Origin of the sequence: Streptomyces pluripotens (assembly GCF_000802245.2) — a bacterium.
Taxonomy (GTDB): domain Bacteria; phylum Actinomycetota; class Actinomycetes; order Streptomycetales; family Streptomycetaceae; genus Streptomyces; species Streptomyces pluripotens.
On sequence record NZ_CP021080.1, the window covers coordinates 6,247,218 to 6,268,943 of the forward strand.

The 21,726-nt window shown below is 73.0% G+C and carries 19 protein-coding genes and 1 pseudogene; 14 read left to right on the forward strand and 6 right to left on the reverse strand.

From position 1 onward, the window contains the following. Positions 1-5 precede the first annotated feature (5 nt). The 3 genes from LK06_RS27740 to LK06_RS27750 are packed head-to-tail and all read left to right on the forward strand — an operon-like array spanning position 6 to position 2,827. A complete protein-coding gene (locus tag LK06_RS27740) occupies positions 6-989 on the forward strand; it encodes an LLM class flavin-dependent oxidoreductase (protein ID WP_199806250.1) in 984 nt (327 codons plus the stop codon). Next, the gene (locus LK06_RS27745; protein WP_078859012.1) at positions 982-1,692 is read left to right on the forward strand and encodes a flavoprotein; all 711 of its coding nucleotides are present in this window, start codon (positions 982-984) and stop codon (positions 1,690-1,692) included. The genes LK06_RS27740 and LK06_RS27745 overlap by 8 nt, the downstream gene beginning before the upstream one ends. Beyond that, on the forward strand, positions 1,676-2,827 hold the full coding sequence (locus LK06_RS27750; protein WP_052319013.1) for a phosphotransferase: 1,152 nt from the start codon (positions 1,676-1,678) through the stop codon (positions 2,825-2,827). Before LK06_RS27745 ends, LK06_RS27750 begins: the two co-directional genes overlap by 17 nt. Positions 2,828-2,915: 88 nt before the next feature. Here LK06_RS27750 and LK06_RS27755 read toward each other — a convergent pair whose 3' ends face one another. Next, positions 2,916-4,148: a helix-turn-helix domain-containing protein gene (locus tag LK06_RS27755; protein ID WP_039648250.1), complete on the reverse strand. Its 1,233-nt coding sequence runs from the start codon at positions 4,146-4,148 to the stop codon at positions 2,916-2,918. Between the two features lie 211 nt (positions 4,149-4,359). Between LK06_RS27755 and LK06_RS33480 the strand changes: the two genes are divergently transcribed. From LK06_RS33480 to LK06_RS33495, 5 genes are all read left to right on the forward strand, one after another. Next, on the forward strand, positions 4,360-4,518 hold the full coding sequence (locus LK06_RS33480; protein ID WP_159025053.1) for an LxmA leader domain family RiPP: 159 nt from the start codon (positions 4,360-4,362) through the stop codon (positions 4,516-4,518). Between the two features lie 30 nt (positions 4,519-4,548). Next, positions 4,549-4,695 carry an LxmA leader domain family RiPP gene (locus LK06_RS33485; protein WP_159025052.1) on the forward strand — a complete coding sequence of 49 codons (147 nt, stop codon included), beginning with the start codon at positions 4,549-4,551 and terminating at the stop codon, positions 4,693-4,695. Positions 4,696-4,729: 34 nt separating this feature from the next. After that, a complete protein-coding gene (locus LK06_RS34960) occupies positions 4,730-4,864 on the forward strand; it encodes a hypothetical protein (protein WP_267894078.1) in 135 nt (44 codons plus the stop codon). 195 nt (positions 4,865-5,059) lie between these two features. Then, complete coding sequence (locus LK06_RS33490) at positions 5,060-5,218, forward strand: LxmA leader domain family RiPP (RefSeq protein ID WP_159025051.1); 159 nt, start codon at positions 5,060-5,062, stop codon at positions 5,216-5,218. 28 nt (positions 5,219-5,246) lie between these two features. Continuing rightward, entirely contained in the window at positions 5,247-5,399 is a 153-nt protein-coding gene (locus LK06_RS33495) for a hypothetical protein (RefSeq protein ID WP_159025050.1), read from the forward strand. A gap of 144 nt (positions 5,400-5,543) precedes the next feature. Here LK06_RS33495 and LK06_RS27760 read toward each other — a convergent pair whose 3' ends face one another. The 4 genes from LK06_RS27760 to LK06_RS27775 form a co-directional block, all read right to left on the reverse strand. Next, positions 5,544-6,575: a hypothetical protein gene (locus LK06_RS27760; protein ID WP_043408207.1), complete on the reverse strand. Its 1,032-nt coding sequence runs from the start codon at positions 6,573-6,575 to the stop codon at positions 5,544-5,546. Positions 6,576-6,690: 115 nt separating this feature from the next. Beyond that, positions 6,691-9,621 carry an ATP-binding protein gene (locus LK06_RS27765; RefSeq protein ID WP_043434795.1) on the reverse strand — a complete coding sequence of 977 codons (2,931 nt, stop codon included), beginning with the start codon at positions 9,619-9,621 and terminating at the stop codon, positions 6,691-6,693. A 99-nt stretch (positions 9,622-9,720) separates the two neighbouring features. Beyond that, a complete protein-coding gene (locus tag LK06_RS27770) occupies positions 9,721-10,008 on the reverse strand; it encodes a hypothetical protein (RefSeq protein WP_039648244.1) in 288 nt (95 codons plus the stop codon). A gap of 33 nt (positions 10,009-10,041) precedes the next feature. Further along, entirely contained in the window at positions 10,042-13,071 is a 3,030-nt protein-coding gene (locus LK06_RS27775; protein ID WP_052319014.1) for a type 2 lanthipeptide synthetase LanM family protein, read from the reverse strand. Between the two features lie 1,007 nt (positions 13,072-14,078). Here LK06_RS27775 and pcaDC point away from each other — a divergent pair. From pcaDC to LK06_RS34600, 5 genes and pseudogenes are all read left to right on the forward strand, one after another. Next, positions 14,079-15,368, forward strand: a complete 1,290-nt coding sequence (gene pcaDC, locus LK06_RS27785; protein WP_039648241.1) for a bifunctional 3-oxoadipate enol-lactonase/4-carboxymuconolactone decarboxylase PcaDC — start codon at positions 14,079-14,081, stop codon at positions 15,366-15,368. A 39-nt stretch (positions 15,369-15,407) separates the two neighbouring features. Next, complete coding sequence (locus LK06_RS27790) at positions 15,408-16,043, forward strand: MBL fold metallo-hydrolase (protein WP_039648239.1); 636 nt, start codon at positions 15,408-15,410, stop codon at positions 16,041-16,043. 45 nt (positions 16,044-16,088) lie between these two features. After that, a complete protein-coding gene (locus tag LK06_RS27795; RefSeq protein WP_039648237.1) occupies positions 16,089-16,868 on the forward strand; it encodes an exodeoxyribonuclease III in 780 nt (259 codons plus the stop codon). Between the two features lie 16 nt (positions 16,869-16,884). Beyond that, on the forward strand, positions 16,885-17,316 hold the full coding sequence (locus LK06_RS27800; RefSeq protein ID WP_039648236.1) for a DUF6278 family protein: 432 nt from the start codon (positions 16,885-16,887) through the stop codon (positions 17,314-17,316). Between the two features lie 371 nt (positions 17,317-17,687). Continuing rightward, positions 17,688-17,924 (forward strand): annotated as a pseudogene (locus tag LK06_RS34600) (amino acid ABC transporter permease); the annotation flags it as partial. Positions 17,925-17,973: 49 nt separating this feature from the next. Here the strand turns inward: LK06_RS34600 and LK06_RS27810 are convergent. After that, positions 17,974-19,542 (reverse strand): CocE/NonD family hydrolase, encoded by a 1,569-nt coding sequence (locus LK06_RS27810; RefSeq protein WP_039648232.1) that lies wholly within the window; start codon positions 19,540-19,542, stop codon positions 17,974-17,976. Positions 19,543-19,902: 360 nt separating this feature from the next. On the opposite strand from LK06_RS27810, the gene ggt reads away from it, so the two are divergent. Then, positions 19,903-21,702 carry a gamma-glutamyltransferase gene (gene ggt / locus LK06_RS27815; RefSeq protein ID WP_039648230.1) on the forward strand — a complete coding sequence of 600 codons (1,800 nt, stop codon included), beginning with the start codon at positions 19,903-19,905 and terminating at the stop codon, positions 21,700-21,702. The last annotated feature ends 24 nt before the right edge of the window (positions 21,703-21,726 follow it).

The window sequence follows — 21,726 nt, forward strand, 5'->3', positions numbered from 1 at the left end:
GAGCCATGGCCATGCCCCAGCGGGCCACGCCCGCCGTGATGATCCCGTACCAGCCGGAGGGCGTCGACGACGTCCTGCCCTACGCCGAACTCACCGTCCGCAGACACGCACGCCGCCTTTGGACCGGGCAGTCGCTGCACATTGACAGCCTCCAGCTCTTCGCCCACTTCGCCGGGCGCGGACTGCGCTTCCCGGTGGGCACGGGCGTGTCCCTGACGCCGCTGCGCACCCCGTTCGACGCAGCTCTGCAGGCCCGTTCCCTCGCGCACATCACCGGCCGGCCCGTCGTCATGGGCTACGGGCCCGCCACCCCCGGCTTCGTCGCCTCCCTGCACGGGGGGCCGTACCGTAGTCCCCGCGCCGCCGCCACGGAGTTCCTCGACGCGGCCCGCACGTTGCTCGACGGCGGTACGACCGAGCCGGGCGAGTACTACCGCATGCGCGTCGCGCTGCCGCCGACCCGGCCGCACCCGGTCGTGGAGGTCGGCGCGGGCGTGCTGCGTCCTGCGATGGCCCGGTCTGCCGCCGGCGTGGCCGACGTCGCCATCACCTGGCTCACGCCGGCCGAGTACATCGGCGACGTGCTGCTGCCCGCGCTGGAGGAAGGCGCCGGCGACCGGCGGCCGCCGCGCGTGGCGACCGTGGTCCACCTGGCCGTCGACCGTCCCGGACGCGACCCGGCCGCCCTCGCGGCGAAGGTGTCCGCCGGCCACCTCGCCGCCCCGCACTACCTCGACATGCTGCGCCGCGCGGGCTTGACCATGCGCCGCGAGGACGACCTGCTGGTGAAGGCCAAACAGCTCGTCGACAAGGGCGTGTTCGTCTACGGCAGCCCCGCGCACATCGCCGCCGCACTCGCCCGGTACCGCACGGCCGGCATCGACGAACTGATCCTCAACGTCGGCGGCGTCCACTTCACCCACGGCATCCAGGAGGCCATGGCGGACCTGGAGGACGTGTTCACCGCGGTGGAGGAACTCCATGGCTGACCCGGGCACTTCCCGAACGGGGACCGCTGGACAGCACAGAACGACCGGTGTCGGCCAGGAGCCGGGGGCGGGGGCCGGGCCGACCGGTGAGGCGACGAAGGCGCCCGCCCGGCTGCTGCTCTTCGGCACCGGCGCGCTGAGCGTGGCGTTCCTGCCGTACTGGCTGAACTGGCTGCGCATCGCCCACCCGCACACCGAGGTCCGCGTGGCGGTCACCCGCAGCGCCGAACGGTTCGTCAGCAGACCCGCGCTCACGGCGATCCTGGGCCGCGAGGTACTGCTGGACGCCTGGCCCGGCACCACCTCCGATAGTACGATCCCGCATCTGGACCACGTCGAACTGGCGCAGTGGCCCGAGGCGGTGGCCGTCCACCCGGCGGGCCTGAACTTCATCGGCCGGTTCGCCCAGGGCCACGCCGACACACCCCTGCTGATGGCACTCCAGTGCACCCGGGCAGTCATCGGCATCGCCCCCGCGCTCCCGCCGGGCGCCGAGGCGAGCCCGGCCTACCGCGCCCACCTCAAGGCGCTGGAACGGTACGACAACGTCCTGATCGCGCCCCCGCACCCCGGCCGCAGCGCCTCCACCGGCCGCGACGACGCCTCGGTGGCCGCCCCCCTGTCGATCCTCTGGGACCTGATGATCCGCCACCGCTCCCTGCTCCACCCCCTGGAGGGACCAGCTCATGCCGACGCGGCCTGACGCCTCCACCCCCGCCCGGGCGGCCACGCTCCCCGCCCGGGCGGCCACGCTCCCCGGTCCCGGCTCGACACGGCCCACCGTCGGACCCGGTACCGGTATCCGTGTGCCGGCGGGGGAGCGGCTGGTACGGGAGCTGGGGACACGGCACATCGTGACGGCGGTCCTGGCCGTGCCTGAGGGGGGATACGTGTGGGCCCGCCGTCCCGGACCGGCCCGCGACGTCCCGTTGCCGTTGCCCGGCGACGCCTGGGCGGCCCGGGTACGGGCGGCATCCGCGGCGGCACCGGTCGGTCTCGCACCGGCCGCCCCCGACGCCGTACAGGCGGGTGTCCTGCGCTACCGGGCCCCCGGGGTCCGTTCGGTCGCCGCGGTGCTCCGCGAGGACCGGGACCCGGATGCCCAGCAGGCCGTACGGGACGCCGTACGCGGCCTGGGTACGACACTGCGGCTGCTGCACACCGGACCGACCCCCGGAGGAGAGCCCGCCGCAGGGCCCGCAGCGGTGTCGGCAGCGGTGTCCGGCACGGGGCCGGCTGCGGAGCCCGGCTCCGGGTCCGGCGTGGCCTGGGTGCCGCCGGCTCCCGCTCGGCTCGCGCGGTGGCTGCGCACCGGGACCGGACCCGGCGTGGCTGCGCGTCTGCACGCCGCGGCCCGTGCCCACCTCGGGGACCGGCGGCTGCGCCTCGTCGCAGAGTGGAGTGAGAGCGCCGCCCACGGCCCGGGCCCCCGGGTCCTGCTGCACGGCGGCCCCGCCTTCGGCAACCTGGTCCTGCCGTCCGGGGACGGCGGCCCCGCCGACCGCCCGGTGCTCTTCACCGGAGAGGAACTCACCCTCGGCACGTGGGAGTTCGACCTCGCCTGGCAGCTCGCCGAGATCGAGGAGATGGCGGCGGGAGAGCGCTGGGGAGTGTGCGGTCCCGCCGACTACACCGCCCTCGCCCAGGCACTGCTGGAGGGCTACGGCACCCGGCCGTCCCCGGCCGCCGTCCACCGGGCGCTGGTGATCCGGAGCCTCACCCACGCCCACGACTTCGCCTCGTACGTCGTCTGGCACGAGCAACTGCTCGTCTACCTGGATCTGGTCGCGGAGGCCATGGACACGGCCGAGACGGTCCGCGCGCGGGTGGACCCGTAGTCGCCGGCTGAGCGGCGCCCCCGAGGCGCCTCGGCCTACGACCGGCCCCGCGCGTGACCGGCTCGGGCCCCTCGGCCCCCACCCGGCATCAAGCCCCTTTCGCCGTCGCCTCCGCGAGGGCCTTCCACGCGCGGGCGGCCACGTCGAGGTTGCCGGAGCGGGTCGCCTCCTCGGCGATGCGGCGCAGCTCGGCCGCCGCCGGTTCCCCCGCGCCGGAGGCCAGTTCGGCCTCGTGCAGCAGGATCTCGGTGCGTACGCGGTCGTGGTGGCTCATCGTCCCGGACGTGGCGAGCGCCTCCCGGCACAGGCGGACCGCGCCGGCGAGGTCGCCCCGCCGGAAGGCGATCCGCGCCTGGGTGGCGTCCAGTTCCGCCGGCCGGCCGGCCGCCCCGTCCATCATCGCGAGCGCGGTCTCCGCCTCCCGGCACCAGCGTTCCGCCTGCTCCGTCACCTCCCCGTGCACCTCGACGTGCGCGGAGACGGCGGCCAGCCGCAGCCGCGCCCACAGCAGCAGGTCGCTGCGGGCGTCCGCGATCCGCAGGGCCTCCTCCAGCAGCGGCAGGGCACGGTCGTGCGCGTCGCGTGCTGCGTGGACCGTCGCCGCCGTCCACAGTGCCCGGACCCTGCGGCCCCCGGAGGTCCCCGCGGCGCGTTCCAGCAGCAGGCCGGCGTGCTCGTCGGCCTCGCCGAGCCGGCCCGCCTCCACCTCGGCCGCCGCGAGCGCGGTCAGCGCCTCGGCCTGGTCCTCGGCCGTGGCGTCCTGCGCCACGGTCAGTGCCTCACGCGCCCGGGCGATCGCGCCCTCCGTGTCGCCGAGCATCCGGTCGCAGCCGGACAGCGCCGCCAGGACCCGTACCCGCAGGTGCGTGATCCCCGTCTCCTGGGCGACCGGGCGCAGCCGCTCCAGGGCGTCCCGTCGCGCGGGCACGTCACCGAGCCGCTCGTAGGCCCGGGCCAGGTACCAGAGCACCTGCCAGGCATAGGCCGGGGAGACGTCGGGCAGCGCGGCACAGGTCGTGAGCAGCCGTACGGCCTCGGCGGGTGCGCCGTCGTCGAGCGCGGTGACCCCGGCCGCGAGCAGCGCGGACGCCCGGTCGGTGGCCGCCGTGCCGGGGGAGACCTGGAACACGTCCGCCGCCACCCCCAGCCGCTCGGCGAGGTGCACCGCCGCCTGCCGGGTCACCGCCCGGCCGCCCGACTCCAGGCGTGAGACGTAGCTGGCCGAGACTTTCGGGCCCACCAGGTCCGCCTGTGACAACCCCCGCTCGATCCGCAGTCTGCGCAGCAGCCGGCCGAACTCCGGTTGGCCCAACAGTTCCATGCGCCGTCCATTCCGCGTGCGTGTCAAGGAATGGGAGCCAGCTTACGGCTCCGCCAGGGATTCGGGGACTACGACCTCCGGCGTGATGACAAATTTAGTCATGAATATTGACTCCCTTGTGTCATGGGATGTAGAAACGTGGTGCATGGCCCGCCGGGCGACCGGGAGGGCCACGGCCATCACCCGGTTCCATTTCCGAGAAGGAGCGCACATGTCCGCCCAGAACCTGATGAACGGTTTCGCCGCCTATGTCGACGCCGAGGAGCTGGCCGCCCAGCCGGCCGCGGAGGCCCGTGAGGAGCAGTCGCTCTCGGTCGCCGTCACGCTCGTCACGATCAGCCTGATGCACACCTACGACACCGGCTGTTGAGTCCGCCACGTCCCGAGGGGGCAATGGCCCATGACCCCACACGATCTCGTCGACGGGTACCGGACCTTCGTCGACGTCGAGGAGCTGGCGGTGGTCCCGACGGGGGAGTATGCGCCGACGACCGCCATCTTCACGGTCAGCGACTCCACGACCGTGACCTCGACGATCACCAACTAGCCGGAGCCGGCCGGCTCGTCGAGGGGGCGCGGGCGTGAGTGCTCGCGATCTCGTGGCGGGGTACCGGACCATTGTCGACGTGGAGGAGCCGGCCGAGGCCGCGGACCCGACGCTGTCCGTGATCTCGATGGCCTCTCCCCCGCTCACTGTCACCAACAGCCTTGCGTGACCGTCCTCACGGTCGTGCGCACCTCGGCAGGGGCAGGAGGCCATTGCGGCCTTCTGCCCCTGTGGGGCGTTCGGGACTGGGCATCCTGTCAAATCTGACTAATCTTGTCACGAGACTTGACTCATGGATGTCATGAACGTAGAAATGAGATGTGCCCAGCCAACCGGGCACACCGTCACTACGAAGGAGATGCACATGTCTGCTCAGGACCTGATGAACGGTTTCGCCGCCTACACCGACGTCGAGGAGCTGGCCGCCCAGTCGGCGACGGCCCACGAGGAGATGTCCTCGACCATCACCATCAGCTTGATCACCGGCGTCAGCATCTCGCTCACCGCCGAGCACACCTGCTGACCCACCCCACGGAGCACGAGGAGACATCGTGAGCGATCAGGAACTCATCGAGGGCTACCGGTACTTCGTGGACGCCGCGGACCTCGCTGCCTCGGCGGAGCAGCAACTGCCGACGACCTCGATCTTCTCGTACATCACCACGACCTGCACCACCACAGTGGCGACCGTCAGCGTGTACTAGACGGGCCGGCCGGGGGGGCAACGCTGAGGGGCAGGAAGGCCGACAGGCCTCCTGCCCCTCAGTCGTGTCCCTTCCCGCGCGCGTGGTCCCCGTCTGCGGGACCCCCGTGCGGTTCCGCGGCGCGGCGGCTCCCCTCCCCGCCGGTCAGCTGCGGGTGCGGTCCGGCGACGCCAGCGCCGCGTGCCGTGCCGCCGCCCGGCTGACCCCGGGCACGTGTCCCTTGCGGGCGAAACACAGGCCGGCCAGGCACACGTCCCGGCGCGCGTCCAGGGGGCGGCCGGACAGCCGCAGGGCCTCCGCCCGCTCCAGCCGGGCCAGCGCCTCGGCCACGGGGGAGTCGGTCGCGGCCGCCGCGCGCACCGCGCGGTCCGCCGACGCGAGGGCCTCCGCCGCCCCGTCCGTCTCCGTCTCGCCCGCCGTCTCCGTCTCCGTCTCCGCCTCCGGCCGGGCTGCCTCGCCGAGGCGCCGTACGACCGCCCGGGCCGCTGCCTCCCGAATCCGGTCGAGCCCGAGCAGGGCCGCCGCGTCCGCCGCCTCCCGCCGGAGCCGTACGGACCGCTGGTACCGGCCCGCCAGCGACTCGACCTCCGCCGTCAGGAGCGGCAGCAGCACGGTGCCGCCCGCGGGGTCCAGTTCCGCTGTCGCGGCCCGCGTTACGGCCAGGGCGGCACGGGCCTCGGTCCAGCGCTCCCGCATGCCGTACAGCACCGCGAGCGGGCCGGCGAGGGCCAACCGGGCGGCGGGGTGTCCGTCCGAGTGCTCCGCCCACAGGGTCCGCAGGCGGAACAGCGCGGCCGAGGCCGGCTCCGGGCCCTGCCACAGGGCGACCGCCAGGATCCGCAGCGCCTCGGCACGCTCCGGTTCCGCCCCGGTCCACAGCGCCCGCCGTGCCGACCGGGCGGCCTCGGAGTGCCTGCCCAGGTGCTGCCACTCCCGAGCCGCGTCGAGCGGGGCGGAGCCGGGCCGGGCGGAGCCGGGAAGGACCTCGACGCCGTGGGCCGCGGGGTGCGGGCGGGCGCCCGAGGCCCACAGGGCGAGGTCGGCCACGGCCGCCCGGTGGGTCGGCGGCGCGCTGGGCGGCTGGACCTCGTGCACGGCCGGGGCCGGGTGCGGCGCGATCGTCCCCTTGTGCACGCCCGTGCCCGGCCACAGTCCCACCGTCTCGCCGAGTGCCACGACAGCCCCTTCCCACGCGTCCCTGCGCTTCGGACAGGGCCATCATCGGGCGGCCCGCCCCCTAGGGCATGGGGGAACTCGCCCCAGATTCGCCCCACTCCCCGCCGGCCGGCCCTTATACGCGTGAGAGCAGCTCTCGGGAGCGGTCGAAGAGGGTGTCCCGGTCGGGGAGGCCGGTCTTCCGCAGGAGGCTCGCCACGTGCTTCTCCGCTGTGCGGGGGGAGATGTGCAGGCGGCCGGCCAGGGCCTTGTTGCCGAGGCGCTCCGGCATCAGTTCCAGGACCTCGTACTCCCGGACGGTCAGGCCCAGTTGGCGTAGCGGCTCGGGGATGCGCTCGGTGCCGACGCGGCGCTGCCGTACCGGCGCGCCCAGCCGGCGCAGCAGGGTGCGGCAGGCCGCGGCGACCGGGCCCACCCCGGCCCGGTGGAAGTGGTCCTCGGCCTCGCGCAGCCACGCCTTCGGGTCGCCCCAGCCCTCGGCCGCCGCCGGTTCGGCGACCAGCCGCAGTCCCAGGTGGCGGGCCATGCCGTACACCCGGCCCGCCGCGTCCGCGCGGGTCATCGCGTCCGCCGCGGCCGCCGTGTCCCCACGCCGCCCGGCCAGGACCGCCTCCGCCAGCGCCAGGAAATGCCGGTTCCACCGCATCCGGCCGCGGTGGGTGGCGGCGACGGACCGTACCCGCTCGGCGTCGGCCCGGCCGGCGAGCACGTCGAGAAGAACACCGAGCCCGTACTGCCCATCCAGGTGGAACGGCGTCTGCCGACGGCTCCGTTCGGCCGTCACCCGGGCCAGCTCCTGCTCCGCCGTGGGTCGGTCCTCCTCCAGCAGCGCGCAGAACGCGGCCCCGAGCCCGTGCACCTGGGACGCCTCCACCGACTCGTCCCCGGCGTGGGCGGTGAACTCGGCGAGCGCCGCCCGCATCTCCTCGCGCCGCCCTCGGTGCGCGGCCAGGATGACCCGTGAGGTCAGCACATAGTGGGTCACCGCGACCAGCTTCAGCCGCCGGCTCTCCGCCAGGCACGCGTCCAGTTCCCGCTCGGCACGCTCGAACTCACCGACCAGGACGGCGCCGAGGCCCAGCACCGCCGCCGCGTTCTGCGCGAGCCCGATGGCGCCGCAGCGCAGCATCTCGGCGTGGGCGTGCCGCAGCGGACCGGCGTCACCCTCGGCCAGCCAGGCGTTCCCGCCGAGCCCGGTCAGCGCGTAGTTGCGCCACATCGGCAGCCTGTGCGCCACCGCGGCCTCCAGCGCCCGCCGGAAACACAGGTCCGACTCGGTCAGGTCCCGCTCCCGGGCCGCGTACCCGATGGCGTACCACCCCTGGCACATCACCGACGGCAGCGGAACGCCCTCGGCCCGTTCCACCGCACGGCGCGCCAGCCGGTCGCACTGGTCGAGCCGGTCGGGCGCGGGACTGAGGATCGCGAGGTAGGCGGCGACCGCGTCCAGCGCGGCCAGCTGCTCGGGGTCGGCTACCCCGGGCGCCAGCTCGCGGGCCGCCGTCACCTGCGCGTGGCCCTCCGCCCAGTGCCCGGAGACCTGCGCCGCCCAGGCGAGCCGTATGTGCCGGTCGATGCGCCGGCCGCGGTCGCCGGGCGCGTACAGCGTCAGCTCGTCGACCACGCTCACCGCCTGCTCGAACTGGCCGTCCTCGGCCAGCGCATGCAGCAGCGCCTCCAGCAGGTCCCGCCGCACCTCGTGGTGCGCGCTGTCCACCCCGGCCCCGGCGAGCGTCGCACGGGCCCGCCGCAGCACCGCCGTCGCCGAACCCGGCGCTCCGTCGGCCGCCGCCCGGCGCCCGCACTCGACGTACAGCCGTGCCGCCTCCACGTGCTCGCCCGCCGACTCCCGCAGCCGGGCCGCCAACTGGCACCACGCGTCCGGCAGTCCGGGGTGGGCGGCGGCTATCTCGTCCGCCGCGCGCCGGGACAGCGCGGCCAGGTCGTTCGGAGCCAGCCTGCCCCGCAGCGCCTCCAGGGCGAGGGGGTGTGCGAAGGCGTACCAGCCCGGCTCGTGCTCGTCCGGCACCAGAAGCTGCGCCTCGACCGCGGAGCGGACCTCGCCGAGCAGCGCCTGGTCCCCGACGCCCAGGATCCGCCGGACCAGCACGAGCGGAAACCGCCGGCCCAGCAGGGCGGCCACCGACAGCAACCGGGTGACGCCGCCGCCGAGCCGGTCGGCGCGCTCGCCGATCACCCGCAGCAGCGTGGGCCGCACCGCGGCGACGGCGGCACCGGCGAGCTGCCAGACGCCCTCCTCGGCCACCAGGTCACCCGCGCTGATCATGCTGTGCAGCAGTTCCTCGACCATGAGCGGATTGCCGCCGCTGTCCTGCCACACCCGTTCCGACGCGCCGTCGGACAGGGACTCCGGCCGCGTCTCCAGGCAACTGGCCATCAGCTCGTGCACCTGCGGCCGGTCGAGCCGGGCCAGCGTCAGTACGGTGCCGTCGCCGCGCCGGGTCAGCTCGTCGGCCAGCTCCGGGGCACCGCCCGCCCCGGAGCGCAGCGTGGCCAACAGCAGCACCGGCTGCCCGGCGAGGTTCCCGGCCAGGTACTCCACGACGGCCAGGGTCTCGGGGTCGGCCTCGTGCAGGTCCTCCAGCGCCAGCACACAGCCGTGCTCCCGGCCGGCCAGCGCCGTCAGGCGCAGGATCGCCTCCGCGAGCACCACCAGCGAGGCGTCACCGTGCGGTCCGTCCTGTTCGGCCCACTCCGGCACCAGCCGTCCGAGCACGGGGCGGTAGGGGCCGAGGTCTGCCCACCGGGCTGGGGCCAGGCCGCCCCTGGTGACCGCCAGCAGGGCCTCGGCCAGCGGGCGGAAGGGCACGGCCGGTCCCGTGCTGCTGCCCCGGCCCCGCAGCACCGGCATCCCGGCAGCCGACGCGGAGGCCACCACCTCGCGCAGCAGTCGGGACTTGCCGATGCCGGGTTCGCCCACGAGGAAGAGGGCGTTGCCCCTGCCCCGCGAGGCCTCGTCCACATACGTACCCAATGTCGCGAGTTGACTCGACCGTCCCACCAGGGCGGCTGCACGGGTACGCATGCACGGATTGTAACGTCCGCCGCAATTCCCGGGGTTGGCGAAGCCCCGGCCGTCCCCCGCGTAGGGGTTGCCGGGGCTTTCAGCCCAACGACCGCGTTCTCAGCGGATGCTGACCACCGTCGTGATCGGGCCGGTCGCGCCCGCGCCAAGCACACAGGCGCCCACGGTCAGCCCGGCCAGTATTCTCGACCGGCGCCGCGCCGCGTCTCTCCCGCCGCGGTTGCCCTCATCGCCGTCGGCGCTCTCCTCCGCTGCCGTCGCGGCAAGGGCCTCCTCGGCCGGGGTGCGCTCCGACTCGTCCACGGCGTGCTCCCTCTCGTCCACGGTGTGTTCCCTTCGTTCCTGCGTCGGTGTCTGAATCGTGTCTGTGGCCTTGGTGTCGGTCATGACTGTCCTGCCCGTCGTACTGTCTTCGGCACGTCACTGGGGGCGGCCGGGGCGCAGCAGCAGGACAGAGGGGACCTGCTGCGGGCTGTGGAGCCGGAGCAGGCCGTAGCCGATGCCCGCCGTGCCGTGCAGCAGACCGGGCGTCGGCACCCGGTCGGGGGTGCCGCAGCGCGCGCCGTGCCGGTGGATCGCGTCGGCCAGGCGTCGGCCGGCGGCCGCACGGAGCGGGCGCACGTCGGTACGGCCGGCCCGCTCCAGCTCGATCAGGGCCTCGATGACCCCGAGTTCGCCGTGGCACAGCGACTGGTCGGCCAACGGCGGTCGGTCGGCCACCGCCTCGATGAACCGGCGCACCAGGGGCTCGCCCCCCGCCTCCCCGCCCCGGGCGAGGACCGCCCCGGCGAGCCCACGGCACCACCCCGTGTCTGCGCCGTCGGCCGCCCACTCGTCCAGGTCGCCTCCCGGACGAGTGAACGCGGCCGGCGGTGCCCCGGGGCCGTCGCAGGAAGAAGCCCCCCGGCCGCGCCCGGGACGCATCCCGTCCCCCTCCCGCAGCCCCGCCGCCCACCACACCCCGGCCGAACCGCCCAGGAAGCCGGAGCCCGTGCCCGCCTGGCCGGCGCCAGCGGCCTCGGCCAGGCGGGCGGCGAACACCTCCGCCAGCCGGGCGGCTTCGGGATCGCCGGTCTCCGCGTGGACGGCGTGCAGCGCGGCGAGTCCCCCGGCCAGGCCGCTTCCGACGCCCAGGGCGATGTCCAGGCTGCTGTCCGCGCCGACGCCCGCACCGGCACCCCCCGCCGACGCCGCCAGTGCGGTCAGCGCCGGCTCCAGCGCGCCGCGCAGGGTCGCGTCGTCGAGGAGGCCGGCCAGCCGGACGAGGCCGTAGCAGATGCCGCCGAGCCCGAAGAAACCGCCGGGCCCGACCTCGCGCGCCAGCACCGGGTAGCGGGACAGCGCGGTGACCAGGCTGGGCAGCGCCCGGGCCGCGTGCGCGGCCACCACGCCATACTGCTCGTTGCCGGTGAGCGCGGCCAGTTGGGCGAGGAAGAGGGCGGTGCCGGTGTAGCCGTCGGCGAGGCCGCCGCCGAGTTGGGCGACGGTCCAGGAGCCGCCGTCGTCCAGCGTCTCCAGCCCGATCCAGTTGGTCCGTGCGGCGTTGTGCTCCGCACCAGCGACCAGATCGTCGCCGAGCCGGCGAGCCAGCTCCAGCGACTCCGCGCGGTCCTCAACCGGCTCGCGGGCGGCCCCGTCGCGCCCCGCGCCCCGGGACCGGCTGCCCCTGGCCCCCGTCGCGGCCGCCCCCTCCGAGGAAGCCGCCCCGGTCGGCTCGCCGAACCGTGCCGCCCCGCCCCGTTTCGTCGCCAGGGTCGCCGCGATCAGCCAGTCCTGACCGCGCAGGCCGTCCGGGGACATCCGGGTGATCTTGGCGCGGGCCGTGTCGAGGCCGGTGGCGGCCGGGGTGAAGGGCAGGGGACGGCCCCGGGAGGTGGTCAGGCAGGTGCTGTCGGTCCGGCCGGTGAACAGGGGGAGGTCGCCGTCGAGGAGGTCGGCCCGCTCGTACGGGGCCAGGTCCCGCAGGTGGGTGAGGCCCGTCTCCTCGGTGAGCGCGGCGAAGGCGGCCGCGTGCGCTTCGCGGGAGGCCAGCCGTTCCGGCGCGACGGACTCGGCCAGCATCGTGGCGTAGACGTGGGACGGCCGCATGACGACCCGCGTCGGCTGCCCGGCGAACCGTGCGAGCACGCCGCCCGGCCGGGTCAGCTCGCCGGCGCGGGCCAGCACCGCCTCGTAGCCCCGCGCGAATCCGGCGCGCAGGTCGCCGCCATGGTCGAGCGGGTCGACGGCGACGCCGTGCAGCGTCGGCCGGTTGGCGCCGCCCGGAGCGGGAGCCGGCCGCGGTTCCAGGCGCAGGGTGTCGGTCCCGAGCCCCGCCCAGTCCCGCACGCTGAGCGGCACCGCGTCCGGGCCGCCGCCACCGAAGGCGGACACGTCCACGTCCCCGGCCTCCGTCGACATCACCCACGGCAGCAGTCCGGTCCGGGCGACGGAGTCGTCCAGCGCGGCCGTCGCCGGATCATCTCCGACGTCAGTACACGGCTGCCAGGCCGGATGGAACAGCGTCTCCACGTCGATGACCACAGGATGCCCGCCGCAGGCGATGAGGTTCTCCGCGTGCAGGTCGGTCGCGTCGATGGCGTGGCAGAGGGCTAGCAGCGCGCCCTGCCGCCGGTAGAACAGCCCGACCTCGGCCTCGTCGGCGCAGGGCGTGGGCGCCACGAACTCGGCCCAGCCGTACTCGCCGCGGGGCAGCACCGCCACCCCGCGCGGCGCGAGGTCGGGTAGGGCCGAACGCAACCAGTCCAGCAGGCCGTTCCAGCACTGGTGCAGGCCGAGCGGGCGCGGTTTGTACACCAGGCGCCGGCCGTCCGCGAAGCGCAGCACCGCCACCGAACGCCCGCCGCCGTGCCGGTCCCCGGCGCCGAGGTCCACCGCCGTCAGCCGAGCCGTGCAGGCCCCGGGCAGGAGCACCGAGTCCAGCGCCGTACGGTCACGGCGGAGCCGGTCCAGCAGCTCGGACAGGGCCCGCGCGGTGCCGTGCGCCTCCCGGGCCAGTAGGCCGGGCAGCACCGGGTAGCGGGCGAAGAGGTCGGTGAGCGCGGGGCGCCCGGCGAGACGGGTGAGGAAGTCGAGATACCGCTCCGGCCCGGTCCGCCCGCGCAGACGCCCAGCCGTACGGGCCTCTCGCAGTTCCCGGACCAGTACCCGGCCGGCGAGATCGGCCAGCCGCTCGGCGAGACCGTCCGCCACGCCCGCCCACACCGCGTCGAGATCGGTGCCGGGGTCCGGCCGCCGGCGGCGGACGAGCGCCTCGGCGGCGATGAGAAACGGGCCGAAGGGATGGGCGAGTTGGCGTACGGAGCCCGCGTCGGCCGGGTGCGGCGGCGACGGCTCCTCAGGCACCCGGGCGAGGACGGCGTGCAGGAACCCCGCCGGGTCCCGCGGCACCGCCCACGGGGCGACGGCCGGTGGTGGCGCGCTCTTCAGGGCTGTCCGCTGCTTGCTCACGCACCGAACCATGGCACCTGGCGGGGATGCCGGGGATGGGTAATCGCCCCCCAAGTTCCCGTACGCCCACCCCACTTTGCGCCTGCCCCACTGCGACCCGGATGTTCCAGTTTCATCCCTGTCAACGATGATCAGCAGTCTTAGACCGGGCTGCCGGAGCTGTCCAGCTCCTGCGGATGCCAGACACGGAGTAGCGCCTGAACCTGCGAGCTATGGGGGCAGCTTGGGATGCAACAGACCCATCCGCTCTCGAATGGCGGGGCGACAGGGCGGGTGCGCTCATTGAGTTGCGCTTGGTCTCCGCCGCGTCCGTCTCTACGACTCTACGACGCTCGTTCGTCGTGCCTCACGTACCTGGCCAACAGCGTCGTGACGGGTCATATCCTTGCGCGGTGGGCCGGACACACGAATGTGAAGACCACCAAGAAGTGGTACGTGAAGCCGGACGTCGAGGACCTTCGCGAAGCCGCCACGATGTGGCATGGCTTGCACGGGAGTGCAACGGAGGGGCAAGTGTGAGCCAGGCGGTCTACCAGCCGGGCGACGTGCCCAGGCGTATCGCTGGCAAGATCGAGGTGGACGCGGAGACCGGCTGCTGGCTGTGGACCGGCAGCTGCAACGGGAAGGGGCAGCCAGGCCACGGCCAAGTCTCCTACGGGGGAGCGACACAGCTTGTCCACCCCGTGGTGTGCAGGTTGTTGGTCGGTGAGACTCCGGAGGGCTTCCAAGTGCGTCCTGCCGATCCTTGGGGACGGCACTTTACGCTTTGCTGCAACCCGGGCCACCGGGAAGCCGTGCCAAAGAAGGAAGTCCTGCGGCGCAGCAACTGGGAGAGCGCGCGAGCCAGAAGGAGGCACTGTGCACACGGCCACGCGTACACGCCGGAGAACTCGTATCTGGATCCCCGAGGGTTCCGGCAGTGCCGGACGTGCCGCGCCGAGAGGGTCATCAGCCGCCAGGTTCCCCGGGCTGTGTGAGATTTCGTGATACGTGAGAGGGTCTGACGCGTGAGTGAGACACCGTCGAACACCCTGCAATACCGCTTTGACGGGCCAGAAGAGGCTCCCGTCCTGATCCTGGGTCCCTCTCTGGGTACCACATGGCACATGTGGGACCGACAGATTCCCGAACTGGCCCAGCAGTGGCGGGTCCTGCGGTTCGATCTGCCGGGACACGGCGGCGCTCCTGCCCACCCGGCCAGTTCGGTCGCCGAGTTGACGGCCCGGCTGCTGGTCACCCTGGACGCGCTCGGGGTGCAGCGCTTCGGGTACGCGGGCTGTGCGCTCGGCGGGGCCATCGGCGTGGAGCTGGCCCTGCACCACCCCGAGCGGCTCGCCTCGCTGGCGCTGATCGCGGCTTCGCCCCGGTTCGGTACCGCCGATGAATTCCGGCAGCGCGGGGTGGTCGTCCGTACGAACGGGCTCGACCCGATCGCCCGGACCGCGCCCGACCGCTGGTTCACCGTCGGGTTTGCCGCCGCACAGCCCGCCATCACCGAGTGGGCGGTGCAGATGGTCCGCACCACCGACCCCGGCTGCTACATCGCCGCCTGTGAGGCTCTGGCCGCCTACGACGTGCGGTCCGGGCTCGGCCGGGTGGGGGTGCCCACCCTGGTATTGGTCGGCGCGGACGATCGCGTCACCGGGTCGGCCGAGGCCCGTACCCTGGTTGCCGGCATCCCGGACGCCCGGCTGGCGGTTGTCCCCAACGCCTCTCACCTGGTGCCGGTCGAGCAGCCCGCCGCCGTCACCGACCTGCTCCTGCGTCATTTTTCCACCGTCTGTCAGCAGCGTTCCGACACCGGCCAGACGGTGCTCCCCGGCGCCCCGTCCGTCCCGGTGCCAGCCGCCCCGCCACAGCCCGTCCCGGTCGCCGAGATCGCCCCGGCCGCCGCCCCTGTACAACCCGCCGGGCGGTCCGACCGGTACGAGACCGGACTGAAGATCCGACGGGAGGTGCTGGGCGACGCGCACGTGGACCAGGCGCTCGCGCAGGCCGACGAGTTCACCGGGGACTTCCAGGAGTTCGTCACCCGCTACGCCTGGGGCGAGGTCTGGGACCGGCCCGGGCTGGACCGTCGTACCCGCAGTTGCGTCACGCTGACCGCGCTGGTGGCGGGCGGCCACCTGGAGGAGCTGGCCTTCCACACCCGGGCGGCGCTGCGCAACGGCCTCACCCCCGACGAGATCAAGGAGGTGTTGCTGCAGGTGGCCGTGTACTGCGGGGTTCCGGCCGCGAACAGCGGGTTCCGGGTGGCCCGGCAGGTCATCAGGGAGGAGACCACACCCACCGGGTAGTTTTCCGGGCGGCGGTCGTACAAGGCAGGATGGGGAGACATGAAGCTCACGAAGAAGTCCCATGCCTGTGTCCGTCTGGAAAAGGACGGACGGACCCTCGTCATCGATCCCGGCGGGTTCAGCGAGCAGGACGCGGCGGCCGGCGCGGACGCGATCCTGGTCACCCACGAGCATCCGGACCACTTCGATGAGGGCCGGCTGCGGGCCGCCCTGGAGGCGAACCCGGCCGCCGGGATCTGGACGCTGAAGGCCGTCGCCGAGCAGATCGCGGCGGCCTTCCCAGGGCGTGTGCACACCGTCGGGCACGGTGACACCTTCACCGCGGCCGGCTTCGAGGTGCAGGTCCACGGCGAACTGCACGCGGTGATCCACCCGGACATCCCGCGCGTCACCAACGTCGGCTACCTGATCGACGGCGGTAGGGTCTTCCACCCCGGTGACGCCCTCACCGTCCCCGACCTTCCGGTGGAAACGCTGATGCTCCCGGTGATGGCCCCCTGGAACAAGATCGCCGAAGTGATCGACTACGTCCGCGAGGTCAGGCCGCAGCGCGCCTACGACGTGCACGACGCCCTGCTCACCGACCTCGCCCGCCCGATCTACGACCGCCAGATCGGTGCCCTGGGCGGCACCGACCACCAGCGGCTCGTGCCCGGAGCGTCGGCGCAGGTCTGAGCGTGGCCGCCGGCGTTGTCACCGTCGCCGGGTAGGTTGTGGGGCATGCGCATCGCCACCTGGAACGTGAACTCGATCACCGCCCGCCTCCCGAGGCTGCTGTCCTGGCTGGAGAGCAGCGGCACCGATGTGCTCTGCCTCCAGGAAGCCAAGATCGCCGAGGAACAGTTCCCCTTCGACCAGCTGCGCGAGCTGGGCTACGAGGCGGCGGTCCATGCGACCGGCCGGTGGAACGGTGTGGCGGTGCTCTCCCGCGTGGGGATCGAGGACGTGGCCAAGGGTCTGCCCGGCGACCCCGGATACGAAGGGGTGACTGAGCCGCGGGCCATCTCGGCGACCTGCGGCCCGGTTCGCGTCTGGTCGGTGTACGTGCCCAACGGCCGCGAGGTGGATCACCCGCACTACGCCTACAAGCTCCAGTGGTTCGAGGCCCTGCGGGCGGCCGTCGCCGGTGACGCGTCCGGCAGCCGTCCGTTCGCGGTACTGGGCGACTACAACGTGGCGCCGACGGACGACGACGTCTACGACACCGCCGCTTTCGAGGGCGCCACCCATGTCACCCCGGCCGAGCGCGACGCCCTCGCCGCCCTGCGGGGGGCCGGCCTGAACGATGTCGTCCCGCGCCCGCTCAAGTACGAGCACCCGTACACGTACTGGGACTACCGTCAGCTCTGCTTCCCCAAGAACCGTGGCATGCGCATCGACCTGGTGTACGGCAACGAGCCGTTCGCGAAGGCGGTCGAGGACGCCTACGTCGACCGTGAGGAGCGCAAGGGCAAGGGCGCCTCCGACCACGCGCCGGTGGTGGTCGACGTCGCCGTGTGATGCCACGCTTGGGGACATGAACATTCCGTTCCCGGGCCATCGGCGCAAGAACCGTGGTGATGCGCAGTTCCCCGCCGGACCCGCGCCGGACTCCGCAGCGGTTGCCGGACTGCTCTCCGAGTGCGAGCTGCTCCGGTCGCAGGCGGCCAGGTCGGGCGTGTGCCTCGACGACACCCCGGCCTCGCTGGAGGCGCTGGACCAGCTGGTCCCGCGCTGGCGGGAGGACGCGGAGGCCTTGCCCGGGCTGGGCAACGACGCCGGGCTGTACCTGGGCACGGTCGTGGTGCGCACCGTGCCCGGCGCCGCCTGGGAGATCCGCCCCGACGGCGAGCCGGTAGTACGACTTGCCTCCGGCCGTGAGGTCGAAGTCGTCCCGGCCGGGCGGGGGTGGGCCGTGAGCGGTGTCCCCGAGTTGTCGCAGCAGTACGCGGAGATCGCCGAGACCTGACCCCCGTGCGGTGCACGGGGCCCCATGCGGCGTAAATACGGCTAATGCCCGGGAGTGCGTGTCGTCCCTCAACTCCGCTGTCGTCTGGATAGTTTGCGGCAACCAGGACACAGCTGAGAGCGAGTAGGGCTGCGAATGGCCGTCGATCCGCTGAGCGAAGCACGGAGCCAGTACGTACGCGGAGGAGCCGGAGGTCCCGAGGGGCATCCGGCCCTCCGGCCACGTCCGCCTTCCGTACCAACCCGGCGCCCCGCGCTGCGGTGGCCTGCGCGGTCCTGCCCGCCGCCCGCGCCGGGTGGCACCGCACCTGCCGCGAACGCGGCCTGCGCGGGGCCGCGTTCGTGCACGGCGTGCGGGGGATGCACGGGGCGTTCCCCGATGCCGGGAAGCCGGTCCCGCCGAACCTCGACTACGATTTGCCGTTCATCCCTGTGGTGATGGTGATCTGGCCGATCGTCATCGGGATGTACCTGCTGCTCTCGTGGTGCGCCGGCCGGGCGTCCCGCCGTGAGCAGCGCAGTCCCAGGGCCGGTGCCGTGGCGGTCGCCGCGGTCGGACCGGGGGTGTTGCTGCCGGGTGGGGAGTTCCCCATGGCCCCGAGACCGTAAGGGGGGTGGCAGTTCACACGGGCCAGGCTCGTCCGGCGGCAGCCGGAGATCACTGCTCGCCGAGCGGGACGGACACGTATGACGGGTCGTCCGAAGGCGAGGAGAAGGTCAGCTGCGCGCCGGACGGGTTGTGCTCGATGTAGAGCGGGTCGACGGTGTCGACCACCAGCGCGAGGTGGTGCCTGGCCGGAACGTCGTAGGCTGTGGAGAACAGGTCCAGGTCGACGTCGAACGGCTTGCCCGGGGTCCGCCCGTGCCAGGTGTAGGGCGCGTGGGTGACCAGTTTGCCGACGCCGAGTGGGCCCACGTCGTACAGGTAGGCGATGAGGGTGCCACTCTCCTTGGTCGGTGTGAGCGTGGTGTGCAAGGTGGCCGTGCCACGCACGTGCTGGGCCGTGTGGTAACGCCCCGACTGCCAGACGGCTGCCCAGCGACGCGGCAGCAACGGCACCCAGGCCATCGGTGGCAGGTGGGCGACCTGGTCCAAGATGCTGGAGAGGAAGACGACCCCGCCGTCCGCGCCGGAGTCGACGTTCGCGTGGATGGTCTTGGTGCCGGCGAGGGCGATCTTCCGGTGGGTCGCGCTGACCGATTTCCAGTTCGGGTAGCTCTCGTACCTCCCCGCGCTGCGGGACGTCAGCCGGACGGGCTGTTCGCGCTCGATGCCGTTGTCGGCGCCCTTGAGGTAGTGGTCGAACCAGCGCTCGGTGTCCGTCCACACGTCGTTGGGCAGCCCGAACAGGCCGGTCAGTTCGGGGGTCGCGTGGTCGCCCGGACGCAGCTCCAGCCGCTTGGGCACGGTCAGCTTCTGGTAGAAGTCGGCGTACTGGTTCACCGGGAAGACGGTGTCCCCCCAGGCGTTGGAGAGTAGGACCGCTGCGCCGTTCTTGTTCAGTTGGTCGACATAGGTCATGGCAGAACGTTTCCGCCCCCAGTTGATCATCTCCTGTTCCTTCGACAGGTTCGAGGAGTACATGTTGTGGAAGATCTCGCGCAGTTGGGGACTCTCGCGGCCGGTGAGGGTGGCCGCGCCGTCCAGGACTTCCAGTGCCTGGACGTGCTGGGTGCGGCCGGAATAGATCGAGGCGACCAGGTCCGCCCAGCCGCTGAGCGAGGCCACGGCCTTGATGCGTTTGTCGTGGGCGGCGGCCAGCAGGCTGATCCCGGCGCCGTACGACACCCCCGCCATGCCGATGTGCTGCGGATCGGACGGGGTGTGCGCGAGGGCCCAGTCGATGACGTCGGAGGCGTCGGCTACGTCGGGTGGACCGGCCACTTCTATCCGGCCGCCGGACTGCCAGAAGCCGCGCACGTTGTAGGTGAGGACCACGTAGCCGGAGTCGGCGAGCTTCCGTGCCTGCGCGAGGTATTCGATCTGGGGTAGGCCCCAGCTCGTGGGCAGCACGATCAGCGGGTAGCGCTGTGAGCCGTCGGCCCCGGCGGGCGTCACGACGTTGGCCTTCAGTACGGTGCCGCCGTCGCCGGTGATGTCGACGTAGCGGATGCCCTGGGCGGCGGCTTGGGCGGCCGGGGCCAGGCCGACGAGGCCACCGGCGAGCAGTGCTGCCGCGGCGGTTCCGGCGACGGAGGTGCGAAGAGCGGTTCGACCGTGTCCCACGGGTCACTCCTTCACTTGTGACAGTGCAAAGTGACCCGACGGTAACCGCAGCGCCTTACCGCAAGTAACCTATCGGTAAGTTACGTACGCATAAAGATTGTTGAAGGCGCTACGCCGTACCGCATCAGGCCGCTTCCGGCAGAGGAGTCCGTGCCGCCCGCGTCACGTCTGCCACGAGTTCGGTCACGTCGGGCCGGTGCGCACGTCGTCGTCCACGACCGCCGCACTAGCGGGCCCGAACGCCGAGATGACGTACCGGTGTTCGAGGAGTGACATGCGTGCGGTAGGTGGCCGAGGTTCCACTGTCGGCCACCAGGCGATCTGGCTACGCTGCGCGGACGGTTCCGACAGGAGGTACGGATGCGTCGTCCTGGTGCGCGGAAACTTGCTGTTGTGACGGTCTCGGCCGCCGTGGTGTCGGTGGGAGCGGCGGCGCCACCCGCCGAGACCGCCGGACAGATCCCCAAGGCCCCGGTGGCCGTTGGCTACGGCGGCGCGGTCGCCAGCGTCGACGCGGACGCCTCTGCCGCCGGTATCGAGGTACTTCGGCACGGCGGCAACGCGGTCGATGCGGCCGTCGCCACCGCCGCCGCGCTCGGCGTCACCGAACCGTACTCCTCCGGCATCGGCGGTGGCGGCTACTTCGTCTACTACGACGCCCGGTCCCATAGGGTGCACACCATCGACGGCCGCGAGACGGCACCGCTGACCGCCGACTCCGGGTTGTTCACGGAGAACGGCAAGCCGCTCGCCTTCACCGATGCCGTCAGCAGCGGACTGAGCGTCGGTACCCCGGGCACGCCCGCCACCTGGCAGACGGCACTGCACGAGTGGGGCACCCAGAAGCTCGGCACGGTCCTGAAGCCCGCAGAGCGGATCGCCCGTGACGGCTTCACCGTGGACGAAACCTTCCGCTCGCAGACCGCGTCCAACGAGACCCGGTTCCGCTACTTCCCGGACACCGCTGTGCTGTTCCTGCCGAACGGACGGCTGCCGGCCGTCGGATCCACCTTCAAGAATCCCGACCTGGCCCGCACTTACCAGGAACTGGGCCGCAAGGGTGTCGGTGCGGTCTACCACGGCGAGATCGGCAAGGACATCGTCGCCACGGCCGACGATCCGCCGGTGGATGCGGCTTCCGGCTGGAACGCGCGGCCCGGCCGGCTGACCACGAGGGACCTCGCCGGCTACCGGACCAGACAGCAAAGACCGGCGAAGACCTCCTACCGGGGCCTGGAGGTGTACTCCATCGCACCTTCCTCCTCCGGCGGTACGACGGTCGGCGAGGCGCTCAACATCCTGGAGCGGACCGACCTTTCGAGAGCGAGCGAGGTGCAGTACCTGCACCACTTCATCGAGGCGAGCCGGATCGCCTTCGCCGATCGCGGGCGCTGGGTCGGCGACCCCGCCTTCGAGAACGTACCGACCAGGCAACTGCTGTCGCAGCGGTACGCGGACTCGCGCGCCTGTCTGATCAAGGACGACGCGGTGCTCACCAGTCCGCTCGCGCCCGGCGACCCCCGTCACCCGGCGGCCTGCGGCAAGGGTGGTACGGCGACCCCGACCACGTATGAGGGCCTGAACACCACGCATCTGACCGTGGCCGACACGTGGGGCAACGTCGTCTCCTACACACTCACCATCGAGCAGACCGGTGGCAGCGGCATGACCGTGCCCGGCCGGGGATTCCTGCTGAACAACGAACTGACCGACTTCTCGTTCGCCCCGGCCGACCCGGCCGTGCACGACCCGAACCTGCCCGGTCCGGGCAAGCGCCCGCGCTCGTCCATCTCCCCGGTCATCGTCCTGGACCGGCACGGCCGGCCGGTGGCGGCGCTCGGCTCGCCCGGTGGTGCCACCATCATCACCACCGTCCTGCAGATCCTGACCGGGGTCATCGACCGCCATCTGCCGTTGGCCGCTGCGATCGCCGCACCTCGCGCCAGCCAGCGCAACGCGGATCGGACCGAACTCGAACCCGCCCTGTACGACAGCGACCTGCGCTCACGGCTGGAGGCCATCGGGCACCGCTTCAGGGTCAACCGGGAGATCGGCGCGGCGACCGGCGTGCAGCGGCTGCCGGGCGGGAAGTGGCTCGCCGCAGCTGAAGAGGCGCGGCGCGGTGGCGGGTCGGCGATGGTGGTGTGCCCGACACCCTAGTGTCCCGGTCTCGTCCCGGTGCCC